Annotated in this window: 15 protein-coding genes; 12 read left to right on the forward strand and 3 right to left on the reverse strand. The window is 69.7% G+C overall.

Translation table 11 applies throughout. The features are described 5' to 3' along the window. Positions 1–342 precede the first annotated feature (342 nt). Together E0H50_RS38105 and E0H50_RS38110 are read left to right on the forward strand one after the other, a co-directional pair. Entirely contained in the window at positions 343–948 is a 606-nt protein-coding gene (locus tag E0H50_RS38105) for a LysE family transporter (protein ID WP_272948556.1), read from the forward strand. 12 nt (positions 949–960) lie between these two features. Continuing rightward, a complete protein-coding gene (locus E0H50_RS38110) occupies positions 961–1,743 on the forward strand; it encodes an alpha/beta fold hydrolase (RefSeq protein ID WP_202868520.1) in 783 nt (260 codons plus the stop codon). Between the two features lie 26 nt (positions 1,744–1,769). Here E0H50_RS38110 and E0H50_RS38115 read toward each other — a convergent pair whose 3' ends face one another. Continuing rightward, positions 1,770–5,267, reverse strand: coding sequence for a UvrD-helicase domain-containing protein (locus E0H50_RS38115; protein ID WP_131296017.1), 3,498 nt, complete (start codon positions 5,265–5,267; stop codon positions 1,770–1,772). Beyond that, positions 5,260–8,340, reverse strand: a complete 3,081-nt coding sequence (locus E0H50_RS38120) for a PD-(D/E)XK nuclease family protein (protein ID WP_131296018.1) — start codon at positions 8,338–8,340, stop codon at positions 5,260–5,262. The genes E0H50_RS38115 and E0H50_RS38120 overlap by 8 nt, the downstream gene beginning before the upstream one ends. A gap of 121 nt (positions 8,341–8,461) precedes the next feature. Here E0H50_RS38120 and E0H50_RS38125 point away from each other — a divergent pair, with 121 nt between their 5' ends. From E0H50_RS38125 to E0H50_RS38165, 9 genes are all read left to right on the forward strand, one after another. Continuing rightward, complete coding sequence (locus E0H50_RS38125) at positions 8,462–8,671, forward strand: hypothetical protein (RefSeq protein WP_131296019.1); 210 nt, start codon at positions 8,462–8,464, stop codon at positions 8,669–8,671. A 7-nt stretch (positions 8,672–8,678) separates the two neighbouring features. Further along, on the forward strand, positions 8,679–9,071 hold the full coding sequence (locus tag E0H50_RS38130; RefSeq protein ID WP_131296020.1) for a VOC family protein: 393 nt from the start codon (positions 8,679–8,681) through the stop codon (positions 9,069–9,071). 98 nt (positions 9,072–9,169) lie between these two features. After that, positions 9,170–11,902, forward strand: coding sequence for an FtsK/SpoIIIE domain-containing protein (locus E0H50_RS38135; RefSeq protein ID WP_238151630.1), 2,733 nt, complete (start codon positions 9,170–9,172; stop codon positions 11,900–11,902). Beyond that, on the forward strand, positions 11,899–12,576 hold the full coding sequence (locus E0H50_RS38140; protein ID WP_131296022.1) for a hypothetical protein: 678 nt from the start codon (positions 11,899–11,901) through the stop codon (positions 12,574–12,576). Before E0H50_RS38135 ends, E0H50_RS38140 begins: the two co-directional genes overlap by 4 nt. Positions 12,577–12,594: 18 nt before the next feature. Then, positions 12,595–12,855 (forward strand): hypothetical protein, encoded by a 261-nt coding sequence (locus E0H50_RS38145; RefSeq protein ID WP_130388988.1) that lies wholly within the window; start codon positions 12,595–12,597, stop codon positions 12,853–12,855. Between the two features lie 16 nt (positions 12,856–12,871). Beyond that, positions 12,872–14,113 carry a hypothetical protein gene (locus E0H50_RS38150; protein ID WP_131296023.1) on the forward strand — a complete coding sequence of 414 codons (1,242 nt, stop codon included), beginning with the start codon at positions 12,872–12,874 and terminating at the stop codon, positions 14,111–14,113. Continuing rightward, the gene (locus E0H50_RS38155; protein WP_131296024.1) at positions 14,113–14,577 is read left to right on the forward strand and encodes a hypothetical protein; all 465 of its coding nucleotides are present in this window, start codon (positions 14,113–14,115) and stop codon (positions 14,575–14,577) included. The genes E0H50_RS38150 and E0H50_RS38155 overlap by 1 nt, the downstream gene beginning before the upstream one ends. A gap of 239 nt (positions 14,578–14,816) precedes the next feature. Continuing rightward, on the forward strand, positions 14,817–15,008 hold the full coding sequence (locus tag E0H50_RS38160) for a hypothetical protein (RefSeq protein ID WP_420323273.1): 192 nt from the start codon (positions 14,817–14,819) through the stop codon (positions 15,006–15,008). Next, positions 15,005–15,397 carry a hypothetical protein gene (locus tag E0H50_RS38165; protein WP_238151631.1) on the forward strand — a complete coding sequence of 131 codons (393 nt, stop codon included), beginning with the start codon at positions 15,005–15,007 and terminating at the stop codon, positions 15,395–15,397. Before E0H50_RS38160 ends, E0H50_RS38165 begins: the two co-directional genes overlap by 4 nt. Before the next feature lie 98 nt (positions 15,398–15,495). Here the strand turns inward: E0H50_RS38165 and E0H50_RS38170 are convergent, their stop codons facing one another. Beyond that, complete coding sequence (locus E0H50_RS38170; protein WP_131296026.1) at positions 15,496–15,801, reverse strand: hypothetical protein; 306 nt, start codon at positions 15,799–15,801, stop codon at positions 15,496–15,498. 178 nt (positions 15,802–15,979) lie between these two features. Here E0H50_RS38170 and E0H50_RS38175 point away from each other — a divergent pair, with 178 nt between their 5' ends. Beyond that, complete coding sequence (locus tag E0H50_RS38175) at positions 15,980–16,969, forward strand: NAD-dependent epimerase/dehydratase family protein (RefSeq protein ID WP_131296027.1); 990 nt, start codon at positions 15,980–15,982, stop codon at positions 16,967–16,969. The last annotated feature ends 9 nt before the right edge of the window (positions 16,970–16,978 follow it).

Below are 16,978 nucleotides of genomic sequence, written 5' to 3' on the forward strand. Positions count from 1 at the left end.
AGCGCAATCGTGACGGCTATAGATCCCGCATCGTTCCGGACCGAAGTGCTGTTGTCCTTCCAGCGTGCTCTCTGGGACTTGGCAACACCGGACCTCAGAACTGTCGCCGTGGACCCTGCCTATCCGCTCATCGCGGCATGGTTCATCTACGAGTCGGCGGGCGAAGACCTGCTGGTCCGGCGGTAATTGGGTTGAGGGGGTGGGGGTGGGTGCTCATGATGGGGGGATGATTACGACGAGCTTTGGGGTGTTGCTGGTGGGACCTGTGGCCTTGGTGGCTCGGGTTCAGCAGCAGGCTTGTCTTGGGTGGGGGTCGAGCTTCGGTCAGTTGTGATCGGGGTTGTGGTCGCGGGGCTCTTGGCTGGGTTTGGGGTTGCTCTGCCGGTTGGGCCTGTCGGGACCTATCTTGTGGCGTTGACCGCGCGGACCTCGTTGCGGGTTGGGGTGTTTGCGGCGCTCGGGGTTGCTTCGGCTGATGGGGTTTACGCGGCGGTGGCCGCGGGGGCCGGATCTGTGCTGGCGCCGTTGCTGGTGCCGGTTGTCGGGCCGTTGCGGTGGGCGTCGGTTGTGGTGCTGGTCGGTCTCGCGGTGATGGGGGCCGTCAAGGCGGTACGGCGGTATCGCGCGCGGCGGATCGATGCGTTGCAGCAGGAGACGCCGGTCGGGGCGCGGACGGCGTACTTCGGGATGCTCGGGATGACGATGCTGAACCCGTGGACGGTGATCTACTTCGCTGCGCTCGTGCTGGGCGGGTCCGGCGTCACGGGACTTGGCGAGCGGATCGTGTTCGTGGTGGCGGCGTTCGTGGCGTCGGCGAGTTGGCAGCTGGTGCTCGCGGGCGGAGGCGCGTTGCTCGGACGGTTGCTCACCGGGCCGCTGGGGCGGTTGGTGACTGCGTTGGCGTCGAGTCTGCTGATCGTCGCGCTTGCGGTTCGGCTGCTCGCTTAGGTGAAATGGGCCGTGATCATCAGGCGTGGGGACGTGGAGATCGCTGTCACCGATCGCGGCGGTGACGGGCCGGTCGTCGTGTTGCTGCACGGGCTTGCCGGTAGTTCACGGGAGTTGCTGCCTACCGCGGATGCGCTGGCGGACAGCTTTCGTACCGTACTGATCGATCAGCGCGGGCACGGGAACAGCACCCGTCGCCCGGCGGATGTCTCGCGCGAGGCGTTCGTCGGCGACGTGGTTGCTGTCCTCGAGGAGGTCGTACCTGGGGAGCGGGTCCGGCTTGTCGGTCAGTCGATGGGGGCGCACACGGCGATGCTGACGGCCGCGGCGCGTCCCGATCTGGTCGACCGGTTGGTGATGCTCGAGGGCAACGCCGGCGGCGACGAACGGCCTGACGGGGCGCGCAAGATCGGGAAGTACTTTGCCTCCTGGCCGGTGCCTTTCGCCAATCAAGCTGCGGCGCGGTCGTACCTTGGCGACGGGGTGCTGGCGGTTGCCTGGGTCAACGATCTTGAGCGCACGCCGGGCGGGCTGCGGCCGCGGTTCGATGCTGACGTGATGGAGGCGACGATCGCGGCGGTGCAGGCGGATCGCTGGGCGGAATGGGAGGGGCTGGCGGTTCCCACGCTGGCTGTGTTCGCCGAGAACGGGATGTTCACCGAGGCACAGAAGGACGAACTGATCCGTCGTCGTCCCGGTACGCGGCGCGCGGACATCGCCGGAGCCAGCCACGACGCACACCTCGACGCCTTCGACCGGTGGATCGAGGTCCTCCGCGGCTACCTGAACGAGTGAGGTCGAGTGCTGGATCGGCTTTCGGATCAGAGGGTGCGTTCGATCGCGGTGGTGGGGTTGAGGAAGAGGAGGATAGGCGGGGCGGTGTTGGGGAGGATCTTGGCGTAGGCCTGGAGTTGGGGGGCGTAGTACTCCACTCGGGCGTCCAGGGCTGCGGTGGGGATGGCGTCGGTTTTGTAGTCGACGATGGTCAGGCGGCCGTCGTCCTCGCGGTAGATGAGGTCGACGAAACCTTCGAGGACGGTGCCGTCGGGCTGCACCGTACCGACGTACGACTCGCGCCAGTGGTCGCGGGCGGCAGCGCGTTTCACCACCTCGGACGCGAGTGCCGAGCGGACGAGTGCGGTGACGACGTCGGCGTACTCGAGGACGCCCTCGGCGAGGCACTGCGTGGAGACGGCGGCTTCGAGGCCGACTCCGGTGGAGAGGTCGACGACCTGGAGTACGGCGTGCACCGCGCGACCGATCGCGGTGCCGTAGCGGCCCTTGGACCAGGGCGGCAGCTCGAGGTCGCGGGGGCCCTTCGCGGTGCCGGGGTCGAACGGATCGGCGGCGAAACCCTCATCGCCGGGCTGCTCCGTGCCGGACTGCGAGGCAGGGGTGGTGAGGGCCAGTTGTGGGGCGGTGCCTTCCAGACCTGAGGCGGACTGGGCCGAGTGGGCTCGGCTGGCTGACTGCGCGGCGGTGGCTCGGGTTTCCCACTCGGTGCGGGGGATTGGTGGGGTGACTTCGGGGTTGGCGGTCGGTTCGCGGTCGGGGACCGGCGGGCCGGTGAAGAGGGTGGCGTGGGGTGCGTCGACGCCGCCGGCGCTGGCGAGGAGTTCGGCGTTGCTCGTGTGGCGGCGGTTGCCGGAGCGGTGGAGTGAGACGACCAGGTGGTCGCGGGCGCGCGTCGCGGCGACGTACAGCAGGCGGCGGCGTTCGTAGTCGTCCATCTGTTCGTCGACGGGTTGAACGAGGTCGAAGTCCTCGGTCTGGACGGATGACTTGAGCTTCACCGCGTACCCGCCGGGCAGCGGCCACAGGACCTGAACGCCGCGCTGACGGTTCGGAGAGGCAGTCATGCCGGACAGAATCACGATCGGGAACTCGAGGCCCTTCGCGGCGTGGATCGTCATCACCCGGACCGCGTCGGCGTCGGTCTCGGGAAGGACGGCCTCGGCGACGCGGGATGTCTCCTCGCCCTGGTGGGCGGCCCAGGCGAGGTACGAGCGGAGGCCGCCGTGCTCGACCTCGGACCAGGCCCGGGCCTGGTCGACGACGAACCGGATCCGGCGCCAGGCGTCGCGGGCGCGGGGGCCGATCGCGGCGACTTCCAGCATGCGGCGGTCGGCGACGATCTTCGCGAGGATCTCGCTGGGGGTGAGCCAGCGCGCCGCGTAGTACGTCCGGCGGAGCCATTCCATCGCCTCGCCGACCGGGTGGGTCAGCAGAGAGTCCGGGATCGGCGCGTTGAGGAGGAACCTGCCGCCGTTGACCTTCCAGGTGTACAGGTCGTCGTCGCCGCAGCCGAACAGCGGCGAGCGGAGCGTCGTGACGAGAGCGAGCTGGTCGCTCGGGTCGCCGAGCGCGCGGGCGCAGACGAGCAGGTCGCGGACCTCGGCGGTCTGGTAGACGAGGGAGCTGGCTTCCGCGCGGTACGGGATGTCGGCGCGGTCGAGAGCTTCTTCCAGGAACGGGAGCGAGGTGCGGGCCGGTACGAGTACTGCGATGTCTCCCGCTTCCGCGGGACGCCAGGTTTCCGCGCGGTCGTCGTACACCAGCCAGCCTTCGCGGAGCGCTTCCTCGATGACCGCGGCGACGTCGGTGGCTTCGCGTTCGCGGAGGACGGAGGCTTGTGCGCGCGGGAGGTCGTCGTGCGGGGTGGCGCCGAGAATCGTGACGGCCGGACCGGCCGCTGGGTCTTCTTCGGCCGGTGGCTCGGCCGGTACGTCGGTGCCGCGCCGGCGGAACGGGAGGACGGCCGCGAGATCGCTCACCTGATCCTCGGTGTCTGAGGAGAAGTCGAACATCGAGAGCTGATCGCCCTTGACGGGGGCGTCGGGCGGCGGCACAGAGGCGGCACCCGAGCGTGCGGGGCGCGAGGCGTCAACAGGGCTGGTGGAGGTAGGGCCGGCCGAGGTCGGGTTGGTGCGGTGGGCGGAGAGGGACTGGTACGACGGCTGAGCGGACTCGTGGGCCTGGATGAGGGTGCCGAACACCGTGTTGATCCAGCTCAGGATCGGGGGCACCGTGCGGAAGTTCGTGGTGAGGGCGACGGTTTCGCCCAGGAGCTGCTGGGCGGTGAGGTACGTCGCGATGTTGGCCCGCCGGAACCGGTAGATCGACTGCTTCGGGTCGCCGACCACGAACAGCCGCCCCTCCGGGACCTCGACGTCGTGCCAGTCGGTGGCGTCCGCGTCGGCGCCGCCGGCGATCCGCACCGCGAGCTCGATCTGGATCGGGTCGGTGTCCTGGAACTCGTCGAGCAGCAACCGTTCGAAACGCTCCTGGAGGTCTGCGCGTACGTCGGGGTCGCGCCGGAGCAGGTCGCGCGCGAGCACCAGCAGGTCGTGGAACTCGAGCCGTCCCTCGGTGCGCCGGAGTTCGGCCGATTCCAGCACGCGCTCCGCGATCCAGTGCGAAAGATGCCGTAGGCAAGCGTCGAGGAGCAGCTCGACGAGGGAGCCGGCGACCTCGACGACCTCGGTGCAGTCCGCGCGAACCTTGGCGATGTCCGGCCAGTTCTCCTTGCGCCCGATCCGCCCCACCTTCAGGCCGCGGAACGTCTGCAGCAGCGCCAGCTGGGTCTCCTGATCGGACGCGGCGTCCAGCGTCAGGCCGAGCTCGCGGATCTGCTGGACCTTCGGCAGCAGCCGGTCCTCGGGGTCCAGGCACGACTCGGCGGCCGCGCCGATCTGCGCGGCCGCGGCGATCAGGCCGCTGAGGTCCGGCATCGCGACGAGCTCCGGCGGCTCGACCAGAACCCGGTCCGCGATCAGGTCCCAGTCGTTGCCGAACAGGCGGGCGAGCGATCGCAGATGCTTCAGCTCGACCCCGACCGCCATCGCGAGCAGCAGCGGCTCGGCGATCGAGTCGTCGTCGAGCAGTTGCTGCTGCAGCTCGGCCCAGCGTTCCTCGAAGGCGACCGACGAGCCGACCTCGTCGAGGACGTCGATGAGCGGCGGCAGCCCGGCCTCGATCGGATGCGCGAGCAGGATCTGCTGCGCGAACGCGTGCAGCGTGCCGATCGACGCGGAATCCAGATCGTCCAGCGCGGCGTCGGCGAGGTGTCGATCGTCGCCCTTCCGCGCCTTCTCGAACTCGACCCGCAGCCGGTCCCGCAGCTCCGCCCCTGCCTTCTCGGTGAAGGTCACGGCGGCGATCGTTCGCAGCGGTACGCCGTCCCGCAGCACCAGCGTGCTGACCCGCTCGACCAGTGCGTGCGTCTTCCCGGACCCGGCGCCCGCTTCGACGAACAGCGTGGTGTCGGTGTCCGAGCGGATCCGGTCCCGTGCGGCCCCGTCGAGGAGTTGCTCACTCATCGGCGACCTCCTCAGCAGCAAGGGCAGTCGGGTCGATGAGCCGCACCAGCCGTTCCAGCACCGGGTCGTGGCGTTTGCGGTCCCAGCGGGCCCGGACCTCGCTGTGGCCGAGGCTGTCGGGGTTGCAGTACGGGCACTGGACCCACAGGAAGTCCGGCACCTCGGGTGCCTTCGGCGGGAAGTGCCCGGCCGCGATCGACGACACGATCACATCGAGCGTGTCGACGTACCGTGCCTCGACCTCGGGGGTCAGCGGGACCGGGATCCGTTTGCCGCCGCGGCGGACGAACCAGTACGACGCCTCGACCGGTGTGGAGGGTTCGCCCAGCCGCGCGCGGGCCGCGTACGCGTACACGGGCAGCTGCAGTTTCGTGCCGCCCGCGACCGGGTCCGCCTCGATGCCCTCGTACCGCGAGAAACCGCCGGTCTTCACGTCCGTCACGTAGATCGTGCCGTCCGCGCCAAGGTCGACCTTGTCGGCCGATCCGCGCAGCAGCACCCGCCCGGACGGCACCGGGATCTCGACCGGAGGCTCGCCGTCGAACCCGAACGTCAGCTCGCTGGCCACCACCGACGCGGACCGCGACGCACGCCAGCGGTCGTCGTCGGCGAGCAGCACCATCAGGTCGCCGAGGATCCGCAATCGCTCGCGCTGCCACAGCCGGGGATGCCCGGTCAGGCCCTCCGCCTCGAACTGGTCCGCGAGGTCCGCGCCGATCGCCAGCAGCAGCGATCGCTGCTCCTCCGTCCACGGCTCGCCGTACCCAGGCAACGAACCGGCCAGCCGCGTCACGAACGCGTCCAGGCTGTTGTGGATCAGGTTCCCGATCTGGATCGGTGAGATGACGAGCAGGTCCTCCGGCGCCTCCAACGGCTCCACCTGCAGCAATCGCTCGACGAAGTACGCGTGTGGGCAGGTCGCGTACGACTCCAGCGACGTCGGCGACGCGATCCGATCCTCGACCGCGAACTCGGGCAGCCCCGACACGCCGGACAGGTCACCGTCGAAGCGCGTGAAGGCCGCCGAAGCACGCCCCCGCAACAACTCCCGCGCCCGCACCAGGACCCGGTCCTGAACCCACAGCCGCGCCGCCGCCGCCCGCGTCTGCCACTCCTGCTCGGTCGCCGGCATCGTTGCCGTCGTCAACGAACCGGCGTACGACGCCGACGTCTGCAGCACGTCGCCGTACCGGTCCCACTGTGTCGCGGGCAACGTGTGGTCACCGGTCAGCTCGCGCAGCGACCCGAGCAGCCAGCGTGTCGGCAACCGCCGCGACGACCGTCGCAGGTCGCCGCGCGGGAACGACGCGACCACCCGCGCACCGGCCGAGAACGCGACGAGCAGATGCCGTTGCTTCTCGTCCAGGCGATCGCGGAACGACGCCAACTCCGGCGCGGCCGCCTCGCGCACCCGATGGGGGAGCAGTGCGTCCTCGTGCACGCGGCCCGGATACAGATCCTCCGACAGACCGACGACGTACACGATGTCCGCAGACAGCCCGACACTCGCCGACAACGGCGCCACCAGTACGCCGGTCCCGAACGTGCCGACTCGGGGGAGTGACTGCTGCAGTTCCAGATCGAGCACATCCCGCAGTACGGCGAGACTGGCCGGCGTGCCGAGCTCGTCGAGCGTCGACAGCCCCTTCAACGACCCCTCGACCGCGGCCGCGGCGTACTGCTCCTCGACCGGCAAGGACGAGTAGTCCCCGAGCAGGTCGTGGAAGAGTTGCAGCACACCCTCGGACAGCGAGGCCCAGGTCTCCAGCGCAGCCAAACTGCCAAGCCGTTGACGCAAGGTCGAAGCAAACGTATGCAATCGCTCCGCCGTCGACGCGTTGTACTGCGCGCGCCGCACCGCGGCCGGCCGTGGGTCCTCGGCCGCTTCCTCCTGGTCAGCGGTCCGCCGCTCCGACTGCGCATACCGCGCCAGTCGCGTGTCCCAGTCGTCCCCGCGCACCACCCCGGCCGCCCGTGACATCCGCTCCCACTGCGGCACCGGGATGCGTTCGCCGGTGAAGTCCCGGGTCGGCGCGTTCGCCAGGGCGCGGAACACGTCGGCGCGCGGCAGATCCTGATCGACCAGCGCGAGTACTTCGAGGAGCGTCCGCGCGATCGCCCGCTCGTGCACCGGACGCGTGCCCGGACCGTTCACCTCGATGCGCGCGGCCGCCAGGTGCTCGTGCAGCAGCCGTGCGTACGGCGAGGCCGCGGCGTACAGCACCGCGATCCGGTGTGCCGGCGTGTGCTGCAACGCCGTGACGACGTCCCGCACCACACACCGCACCTCGTCGTCGGCGTCGGACGCGTTGAGAATTTCGGTCGCGACCGGATAGTTCTTCGAGATCGACGTGGGCAGGTCGATCCCGATCCGGTCGAGCGATCGCCGGACGGCGCGGTCGGCGCGGCGTACGTCGGTCAGTCCGACGATCACCGTCAGATCAGCGGCGGCTTCGCCCAGCGCGGCGACGAACGCGGCCTCGGACTGGGTCAGCTCCTGCGGGAGATACAGGACCAGCGCGCCCAGCTCATCGACTGTCGCCGGCGAGGCCGCGATCCGGGATGTGGCGGCGCGGAGCAGATCGGTTGCGTCGTACCAGTCCGCGGCCAGCTCGGCGGTCACGTGCCGATGCAGACGGACCAGATCGGGCCCGAGCGCCGAGGCCTTCGCGACCTTGTCGAGCGCCGGCTCGGTGAGGTCGCGGAGCTCGCGATGGGCGGATGCAAGCGCTTGGATGGTCGACGGGTGCTCTGCGACCTCGTCGAAGATGCCAGGGGCCTTCGCGAGTGCTGTCCGCCAGGTGGCCGCCACGATCGGACGGGTCGCGGGACGTCGCGGCGACAGCAGCCCGGCGGCGATCTGCTCGGCGAGTCGCTCGAGGGTCGCCAGGTACAGACCGGCGACCGTGGACCGGGCGAGGTGGCGGCGGGCGATCACGCCGGCCAGGTTGTTCGGCAGGAGGAGGGTGACAGGGGTCATCGGATCGTCGGCCTTGAGCCGCGCGACGACGGCTTCCAAGCGCTCCAGAGCCGCGGCGCCGTACGCCGTGCTCTCGATCCGGGTGGTACCCACGACGAAGCCCCGATCTGTTGTCTGTCACCGAGACCGTAAACCCTCCCACGGACAGAAAGATGACCGGGCGCGAAACGCCAAGGTTTCTGCAGGGTCGGCGGACGCCTCGCACAATGAAGAAATGACCAGGGAGACGAGGTTCGCACGGTTGGTGCTCGTGCTCGTCTTCGCGCCGGCGGGCGGGCTGTTCGGCAAGGCCGTCGCCGAGGCCGCGCAGGTCCGGCCGTGGTGGCCGTGGCTGCTCGCCGCGCTGGTCTGGCTGCTGGTTTCCGGCGCGATCGCGGCAGGGATCTCGACAGCCGTGTCGCACCATCACGCCGAGCACAGATAATGCTCCGATGGCTGCCGCGGTGCATCACGTCGAGATCTGGGTCCCGGACCTGTCCCGGGCCGTCACGAGCTGGGGCTGGGTGCTCAACCGGCTCGGCTGGAAGGACGGTGACGGCTGGCCGGGCGGCATGACCTGGACCGCCCCGGACGGCTGCTACGTCGTCGTCGAGCAGAGCCCCGCGCTGTCGGCCGCCGAGCACGACCGGATGCGGCCGGGGATGAACCACCTGGCGCTGAACGCGGCCGGCCGGGCCGAGGTCGACGGCATCGTCGCGGAGGCCGCCGAACACGGCTGGACGCTGATGTTCGCCGACCGCCATCCCTACGCCGGCGGCCCGCAGCATTACGCCGCCTTCCTCCACAACACCGACGGCTACGAACTGGAGATTGTCGCCCCGTGAGACTACTGATGCCTGAGTGACCACTGGGACTGCCGGTATGACATGGTTACACCAGGCAGTTTGTACGGTCGCGGGGCAAGTGTGGAAGGACGATGCTCGTGACGGAGAAGCCTGACGGGGGACCGGTTGCGCCGGAGCTCCTGGAAGCGCGGATCCGCGGTTTGCAGCACGCGCTGGGGCAGTTGCTGGACAACGCACGGCGGCTGACGTACGGCGAGCATCAGCGCGCCGTGAAGCTGCATCGTCAACTGCAGGAGCAGACCGCCGCCGCCCGGCGTGAGTCGCGGTCCCTGGTCGACGCGAAGACCGCGGAGGCGTTGTCCGAGGCCGAGCCGAAGGCACGGCTGCTCGCGGACCGGCTCGCGCCGGGTCTGGCGTCGATCCCGCCGAACGACGCCCGCTGGCGTTCGCGTCAACTGGTCGGCGCGGGCGTTCCGGCGTACGTCCGGGTCGGTGAGCTGGAGGCCGGTACGCCGGTGGTGGCGCCGCTGCTCCGCACCAACGGCTGGAAGGTGACCGGCGACCGCAACGAGTCGGCACGCCGCCTGCTGCAGAGCGTCGCGCTGCGACTCGTGGCGGCGGCCGAACCGTTCCGGCTGCGCATCGACGCGTTCGATCCGCGGCTGACCGGGATGATGGGGCTGCTCGGTCATCTGACCACGAAGTACCCGCAATTGGTGCCCAGGGCAACACATACCGCGGAGCAGCTGCACACCGTGCTGTCCGGCCTGGTCGACGTGTCGTCGCTGCGCGCGAGCCGGCAGGCGCAGCTCGGGCACGAGCGGTTCGAGGACCTGCTGAAGGAGACCGGCCAGGTCACCGATCCCTACCGGATCGTCGTCCTGTTCGACTACCCGTCAGGGATCGACACACTCGCCCAGCGCGACCTGCTCCGGCTGGCCGCGACCGCGGGCAAGCGCGGTATCTGCTTCCTCGTGCACTACGACGCGTCCACGGCGGCCGAGCTCGACGTGGACTCGAAACAGTTGCTCGATCTCCTCAATCCGGTGGCCATCGTCAACGATCGCGTCGAGGTCGCGCAGCTGCCGCCGGCCCGGCTCGATCCGCCGTTCGACGCGACCGTTGCCGCGGGCATCTGTGACGTGATCGCCGAGCAGGCCGAGATCGCCGTCCTCCCGACCATCGACTTCGACCGGACCCTGCCGGACCGTTCGACCTGGTGGCAGCCGGTCAAGGACGAGGTCGGGACGGTGATCGGGTACGACGACCGCACGCCGGCGCTGGTGCGGTTGCGCAGCGGCAACCCGGCCCTGCCGCACGTGCTCGTCGGCGGCGCGGTCGGCCAGGGCAAGTCGAACCTGCTGCTCGTCCTGATCCACGGTCTCGCCGCGCGGTATTCCCCGGCCGACCTGGAGATGTACCTGCTCGACTTCAAGCACGGTGTCGAGTTCTCGGCGCTCGGCCCCGGCCCGGACCGTCCGCACTGGCTGCCACAGATCCGCGTGCTCGGCGTGCACAGCGACCGCGCGTTCGGTCTGGCCGTACTGCGTCATCTGTCCGACGAACTCGCGCGGCGCAGCGAGATCTTCAAGTCGCACGGGAACGTCGCCGATATCGCGGAGCTGCCCCCGGGTCCGGAGCGGCCGCCGCGGATCCTCGTCGTACTGGACGAGTTCCAGGTGCTGCTCGAGGACGACGACGAGTTGGCGGACGAGGCGGCCAAGCTGTTGGAGCGGTTGGTGCGGCTGGGGCGCGCGTACGGCGTTCACGTCGTCCTGGCGACGCAGACGATCGAGGGTGTGAAGCGGCTGTCGACGCGGCGGGACTCGATCTTCGGGCAGGTGCCGTACCGGATCGCGTTGAAGACGACGCCGGCCGATTCGCAGGCGATCCTGCGGAGCGGGAACACGGCGGCGGCCGAGCTGCAGTTCCGCGGCGAGGCGGTGCTGAACGCGAACTTCGGGTCGCCGGACGACAACCAGCACGTGCTCGTGAGCTATGCAGACAAGCCCGTGCTGGACTCGCTGCGGGAGGAGCTGTGGACGCGCGCGGGTTCGGCGGTGCATCCGCCGCGGGTGTTCCATCTGGCTGAGCCGGCGCGGTTGACGGACACGGCGACGGCGGTGAAGCCCGAGTTGGGGCGGCCGTGGACCGGGTTGCCGATCGCGGTGACCGAGGAGCCGGTGTCGGTCGAGGTACGGCCGGAGCCCGGCGCCGGCGTACTGGTGCTGGGGGACGGGCCGCCGGACGCGCTCGGCGTACTGACCGGGCTGGCGGTGTCGACGGCCGCATCAGCCGTGGAGCCGCCGCGGTTCCTCTTCATGGACGGTACGAACTCGGCACCGTCCGTTGCTGAGGGCAAGGATGCGTTGGTGCAGGTGCTGCGGCAGCTCGGGTGCGAGGTCGAGACCGTGGACAAGCACGACGACATCGCGCCGCGGATGTTCGCGCTGCGGGATGCGATGCGCAGCGGGGAGGCCGGCGGGACGTACTTGATCGGCTTCGGGTTCCACGGCGTACCGCGGATGCAGTTGCATGCAGAGGGGTTCTTCGAGAGCCCGGCGAACGCGTTGCAGGACATCGTGCGGGACGGGCCGGCGCAGGGCCTCATCACGTTCGGGTGGTGGAACCGGCTGCACGTGTGCACCGAGCAGCTCGGGTACGGGCGGGCGAACGTCGCGACCCACCTGTTCCTCCGGCACCCGCAGGACGGCGTACGCGCGGTGGCGGGTCCGCTGGTGCGGTGGGCCTCCGAACCGCATCGGGCGTTGCTGTGGGACGGGCTGCATCCTGAGGCACAGGTCGTCGTACCGTTCGCCGCACTGCGGTCGGACGAGGTCGATCGCGCCGTGGAGCTGGTACGCCGATGAAAACAGAAGCGCAGGAGTGGTCCGAGTACGTGCGCGCGCTGCGGACTGTCGCGATGGCGCGGGCCGACGCGCAGCAGGCACAGGATCGGGTGACGGCGCACAAGTCGAAAGCCGAGGCGACCGCGGCCGCCGAGGCCGACGCGATGGCCGAACGCGGACGGAAACTGCAGACCCGGCTGAACTCGCTCGCCGACAAGGCGGCCGAGAGTTTGCAGCGCGCCGGGCTGCCCGCTGACGGCGAGCGGGCGAACCACACGCTGCCCGAGATCCGCGCGCTGAACGACATCGAGACGGTCGCGGAGCGGATCACCAAGCAGCTCGCAGAGTCGGTCGACCAGCTGGAGGAGTTGCGGACGGCGGCCCGCGCGCTCCAGGAGCAGCGCAAGCGGCGTACCATCAGCGCGGTCCTGGCACTGGTCGGGTTCGTGCTGGTATGGGTGCTCACCGGATCGTTCCTGGCCGGGGTCGAGGCCGCGGCGATCGCCGCCGTCACGATGCTGGCCGCGTCGCGGGTGCTCGGGCTGCCAAGGCTGCCCGGCGCGCGCTGGTGGGGCTGGGGCGGCGCGGTCCTCGTCGTCGTCGCGATGGCGGCCGGTCTGCCGTGGTGGCTCGGGATCCTGGTCCCGGTCGTCGTGGCCGGTACGGCGATCGTGCTGCCGAAGAAGCGCAACTAGGTTTGGGAGTGGGTTGAGGTGTCCGACGTACTGCGGCTCAAGGAACAGCTGCACCAGGTCTCGATGGAGGCCAAGCAGGCAGCCGGTGGCCTGGCCGGATTCAAGCTCCGGTTCACGCAGCACAGTCAGTTGGTGGAGAGCCTGATCGCGGGGACCGCCACCGGCATCGACCGCGACATCACCGAGATCCTGGAGGCCGCCAGCAAGGCCGTCGAACAGGCCGCCGAGGCGCTGGAGATCGCCTCGGCCGGCTGCAAGAACTACGCCGACCAGATCTGACGCCCGAGCCACCAAGGTGCCGTCCGAGCTGCAGCGGGTCGCCCGCGGCCTGATCGACTGCTTCGACGAGATCCCCCGGGTCGTCGACCAGCTGCTGCGGACGGCCGCGCGCTGCCGCGAGAACGCACAGGTCGCGCTGATCGCCTCCCGCGGGCAGGCGACCGTCGCCGCCCAGCAGCTCGACGCCGCGGCACGCGCCTGCGAAGCCGCGGCGCACTTCCTGTCGATGGCACCGCCCAAGGCGCGCGGCTGGGCCGAAGGCCTGGTCGGTACGGCGGGACCGTCGACCAACCGCCCCTCGTCCGATTCCGCCGACCGCAACAAGGCGACCAGCGGCACCGGCGCCGAGATCCGCACGCGACGCCTGACCGCGACGTACGAGGACCTGGAGGTTGCCGAGGACAACGAGCCGCCCCTGGTCACAGTCGCCCGCAAGGCCTTCGAGAACTACCGCAAGGCCCACGAGAAGGACGACGACGACCGGGACCGCGACGACGAAAACCTCCTGGAGCTGGAAATCACCGTCACCGAAACCGGCGAGGTGATCTTCGAGGAACGCGACGAGAAGGAAGACGAGAAACGCACCGAACGCCTGACCCGCGACTTCGACATCGACCCCACCCTCACCGAAGCCGTCAAAACCCTCCTCGACTCCATGACCGACGAGAACACCGAGAAGTGGCAACACGCCACCCTCACCATCACCACAAACCACATCGAAGCCACCTTCGACTACCCCGAGAACCCTCCCGCCCCGCTCATCGTCGACCTCGAACTCCCGCCGCTCGACGTACCGGATCTCGATCCCGCCTTCGACGTCCGGCCCCTCGAGGTCGACTTCACTCCCGGGGTGCACGATCCGACGCGCACGTTCGACCCGCAGGAGCTGGCGATCGCGGAGCGGCTGGCCGAGGAAGGTTGGCGCATCGACGCCCGCCTGGCCGACCACGACACACCGCACAAGAAGAATCCGGACGTCATGGTTCGCAAGTCGGGTTCCAGCAGCGGGGTCGTCGTCGAGTTCAAGACACCGACGAGCGGCAAGAACAGTGCCCTCAAGCGGAACATGAACACCGGCAGCAAACAGGCTGGACGAGACGGCGAGGTGGTGATCGACGGCCGTCCGATCGGTCTGTCGGAGGACGACGCGCTTCGGGCCTTTCGGCGGGCCTGCGGGCAGCCGGGGTCACGAGTGGCGAGCATGGTGCATGTGATTCTTGGGGATGGACGTCTGGTGACCTTTGTGAAGGAGTCGTGATGGCCGACAGCGATGAGATCTTCCTGGCGCTGGACGAGCCGTTGGAGGTGGCGGCTGAGCGGGTGGCCCGCGTACTGGAGCTGGAGTTCAACGGAGATCTGCGGGCCGAGACGGGCGAGCTGCAGTACAAGGTCCGCGCGCGGACGTCCGATGGGGTCGTCGGTGTCTACATCGGTCCGAACACCTTCGAGCCGGAGCCGGACGAGGTCCAGGCGATGGACGGATACGCCGTTGTCGTCGATGTCCAGTACCGCACGCGGAAGGACGCGCAGGCGGAAGAAGCCCGGCTGATGTTCGAGCGGTTGGTCGACGCATTGAGCGACGTACCAGCGCTCCTGTCGCACAACGTGGAGGTGCTCGTCGCGGCGTCCCTCCCAGGCCGCGGCACCCACACCTTCGACCCCGGCACGACCGTCGACGACCCCGACCTGAGCACCTGGGAACCCTGGGTCGCCCGACGTTGATGGGTCCTCCGTGGGCCTTCTCACTGGGTGTGAGATTTTTCTGTGGAATCGCGTCATGAACGGCTGGGCGGGCCGTCACTACCTGTGAACCCATCCCCACAGGGAAGTGGAAGTGATTGCCGTGAAGGGTTGTCTTGCGAGGTCGCTGATGGGATCCGGCTCGACTCGGTGCCGGGTGTATTGAGATGCCTGACGGTGGTGATCCGCGCCCGGCTGCGGTCCGGGTGGAGCGTCGTCGGGTGAGGGTCTGGTTCGGGGACCATGTGGTCGCCGACTACCGGGCCGAAGCGGAGCTGGCCGAGCGGTACGCCGCGGCCATGTCGCGCAGGTTCGCCGGGTTGCGGGTGACCAGTGACCCGGTGCCGGACCACGATCCAGGACCGGAACGGAAGCTGCCGGGGGAGCGGCTCTGGGAGGTAGCGCCGAAATGAGTTCCCGTCGCTTCCGGCTGATCCGTCATCAAGATGTCTCCGGGGTCAGCGGCACCGGACCCGTCGCCGAGGGTGTGCAGTTCACCGACGGCGCGGTCGCGCTCCGCTGGTACGGCGACTATCCGACCACGACCGTCTGGGACGGTATCGACTCCGTCGTCGCGATCCACGGGCACGGCGGGGCCACGACGGTCGAGTGGCTCGACCCCGAACGGGGTCCCGATCCCGACCTTCAGTTGCCGCCCCGCGAGTCCCTCCCGCCGCGGCCGTGGCCGGACCTGCACTCGGCGCCCGAGCCGCAGGACCCCGACCCGCTGCACTCCGACCGCGACCTCGGCCCGTACGGCGCGGCGCCGCCGTCCACGTCGTCGTACCGCGCCTTCCGCTGAGGTCCCGATCCACCGGTGCCGGCCCAAACCCCTCCCGGCACCGGTCACCTCGGTACGGCGTACGCCTGGGCGAGCCGGCGTACGCCGTACCTGAGGATTCACTCCATCGAGGCGATCTTGTCGAGGTTGTAGAACGCGCCCGGACCGTCGCACAGCGCCATCATCTTCTCCGACATCTCGGTGGTGTCGGCACGCTGTGAGTTCTCCATCGCCGCCTCGTACGACTCGAACTCGACGATGGCGAAGTAGCGCCCCGGCTCGTCGCGGTCGGCGCAGGTGATGCCGCGGGTCGGCGCCGGTCCGTCGCCCTCGGCCTCGCGTTTCGCGCGGAAGTCCTCCAGCAGCGCCGCGACCTCGTCCGGCTTGGACGTCCGGTACTCGATGATCTGAACGAAACCAGCCATCACTTCCCCCTGTTTCCACAGACACTCACCCCTGGGTGTCTTCTGGTTCGACAGTGCGCCCGGATCGCCTGCCTGGCAAGGGGGCGACGATTACGGTGACGTGACGAGGGCATCGGGTGTTTCTGCCCTCGGCAGAGGCGCCTGGGCAATGCCGGCCGGGCCTGATTGGCTGGCCGGTATGGAGATTCTGATCCTCGGTGGTACGGCGTGGCTCGGTCGGGAGATCGCGACCCAGGCGATCGCGCGCGGGCATGCGGTGACGTGTGTGGCCCGTGGCGAGAGCGGCACGGTGGCGGACGGTGCGACATTGGTCGCGGCCGATCGCAGCAGCCCGGACGCGTACGACGCGGTGCCCGTACAGGACTGGGACGCGGTGTTCGAGGTCTCGTGGCAGCCCGGTTTCGTGAAGGGCGCGCTCGCGGCGTTCGGTGCCCGTGCCAAGCATTGGACGTACGTGTCGTCGGTGAACGCGTACGAGAAGTACGACACTCCCGGCGCGGACGAGACCGCGGCCCTGCGGGAGCCGACCGCGGACGACGTGGCCGATCGGGAGCTGTACGGCGAGGCGAAGGTCGCGTGTGAGCTCGCCTCGCGCGAGGTGGTCGGGGATCGGCTGGTGATCGCTCGCGCCGGTCTGATCGGTGGGCCGGGGGACGGAACCGATCGCGCGGGCGCCTGGGTCGCGCGGGCGGCGCGGGCGCCGGAGGAGCCGTTGCTGGTGCCCGACACGCCCGAGCTGACGACGGCGGTGATCGACGTACGGGACCTCGCGGGATGGCTGCTGGACAACGCGACCGAGGGGCGTACGGGGACGTTCGACACGTTCGGGCCTGTGGTGCCGTTCGGTGAGTGGATCGAGCTGGCGCGGGAGGTGGGCGGTCACGCCGGGCCGGTGGTGCTCGCGCCGCGGGAGTGGCTGGAGGAGCAGAAGGTCGAGCAGTACATGGGCCCGGACTCGTTGGCGATGTGGCTGACCGAGCCGGGCTACGAGGGCTGGTCGTCCCGCAGCGGTGCGGCGGCGGCCGCGGCCGGCCTCGTCCACCGATCCCGCCGGGAGTTCGTCGAGGACACCCTGGCCTGGGAGCGCGAGCTCGGCCTGGACCGCGAGCGGAAGGCAGGCCTCAGCCCGTCCAAGGAGAAAGAGTTGCTGGCGGCCCTGAAGGCTTAGGGGGTGTCT

The organism is Kribbella sindirgiensis (assembly GCF_004331435.1).
Classification (GTDB): domain Bacteria; phylum Actinomycetota; class Actinomycetes; order Propionibacteriales; family Kribbellaceae; genus Kribbella; species Kribbella sindirgiensis.

Bases quoted from the DNA above. Each gene is read 5' to 3' on its own strand.
- E0H50_RS38130 (WP_131296020.1), top strand. From the start codon at position 8,679: ATGGCTGCCGCGGTGCATCACGTCGAGATCTGGGTCCCGGACCTGTCC.
- E0H50_RS38170 (WP_131296026.1), bottom strand. From the start codon at position 15,801: ATGGCTGGTTTCGTTCAGATCATCGAGTACCGGACGTCCAAGCCGGAC.
- E0H50_RS38165 (WP_238151631.1), top strand. From the start codon at position 15,005: ATGAGTTCCCGTCGCTTCCGGCTGATCCGTCATCAAGATGTCTCCGGG.
- E0H50_RS38155 (WP_131296024.1), top strand. From the start codon at position 14,113: ATGGCCGACAGCGATGAGATCTTCCTGGCGCTGGACGAGCCGTTGGAG.
- E0H50_RS38175 (WP_131296027.1), top strand. From the start codon at position 15,980: ATGGAGATTCTGATCCTCGGTGGTACGGCGTGGCTCGGTCGGGAGATC.
- E0H50_RS38125 (WP_131296019.1), top strand. From the start codon at position 8,462: ATGACCAGGGAGACGAGGTTCGCACGGTTGGTGCTCGTGCTCGTCTTC.
- E0H50_RS38140 (WP_131296022.1), top strand. From the start codon at position 11,899: ATGAAAACAGAAGCGCAGGAGTGGTCCGAGTACGTGCGCGCGCTGCGG.
- E0H50_RS38115 (WP_131296017.1), bottom strand. From the start codon at position 5,267: ATGAGTGAGCAACTCCTCGACGGGGCCGCACGGGACCGGATCCGCTCG.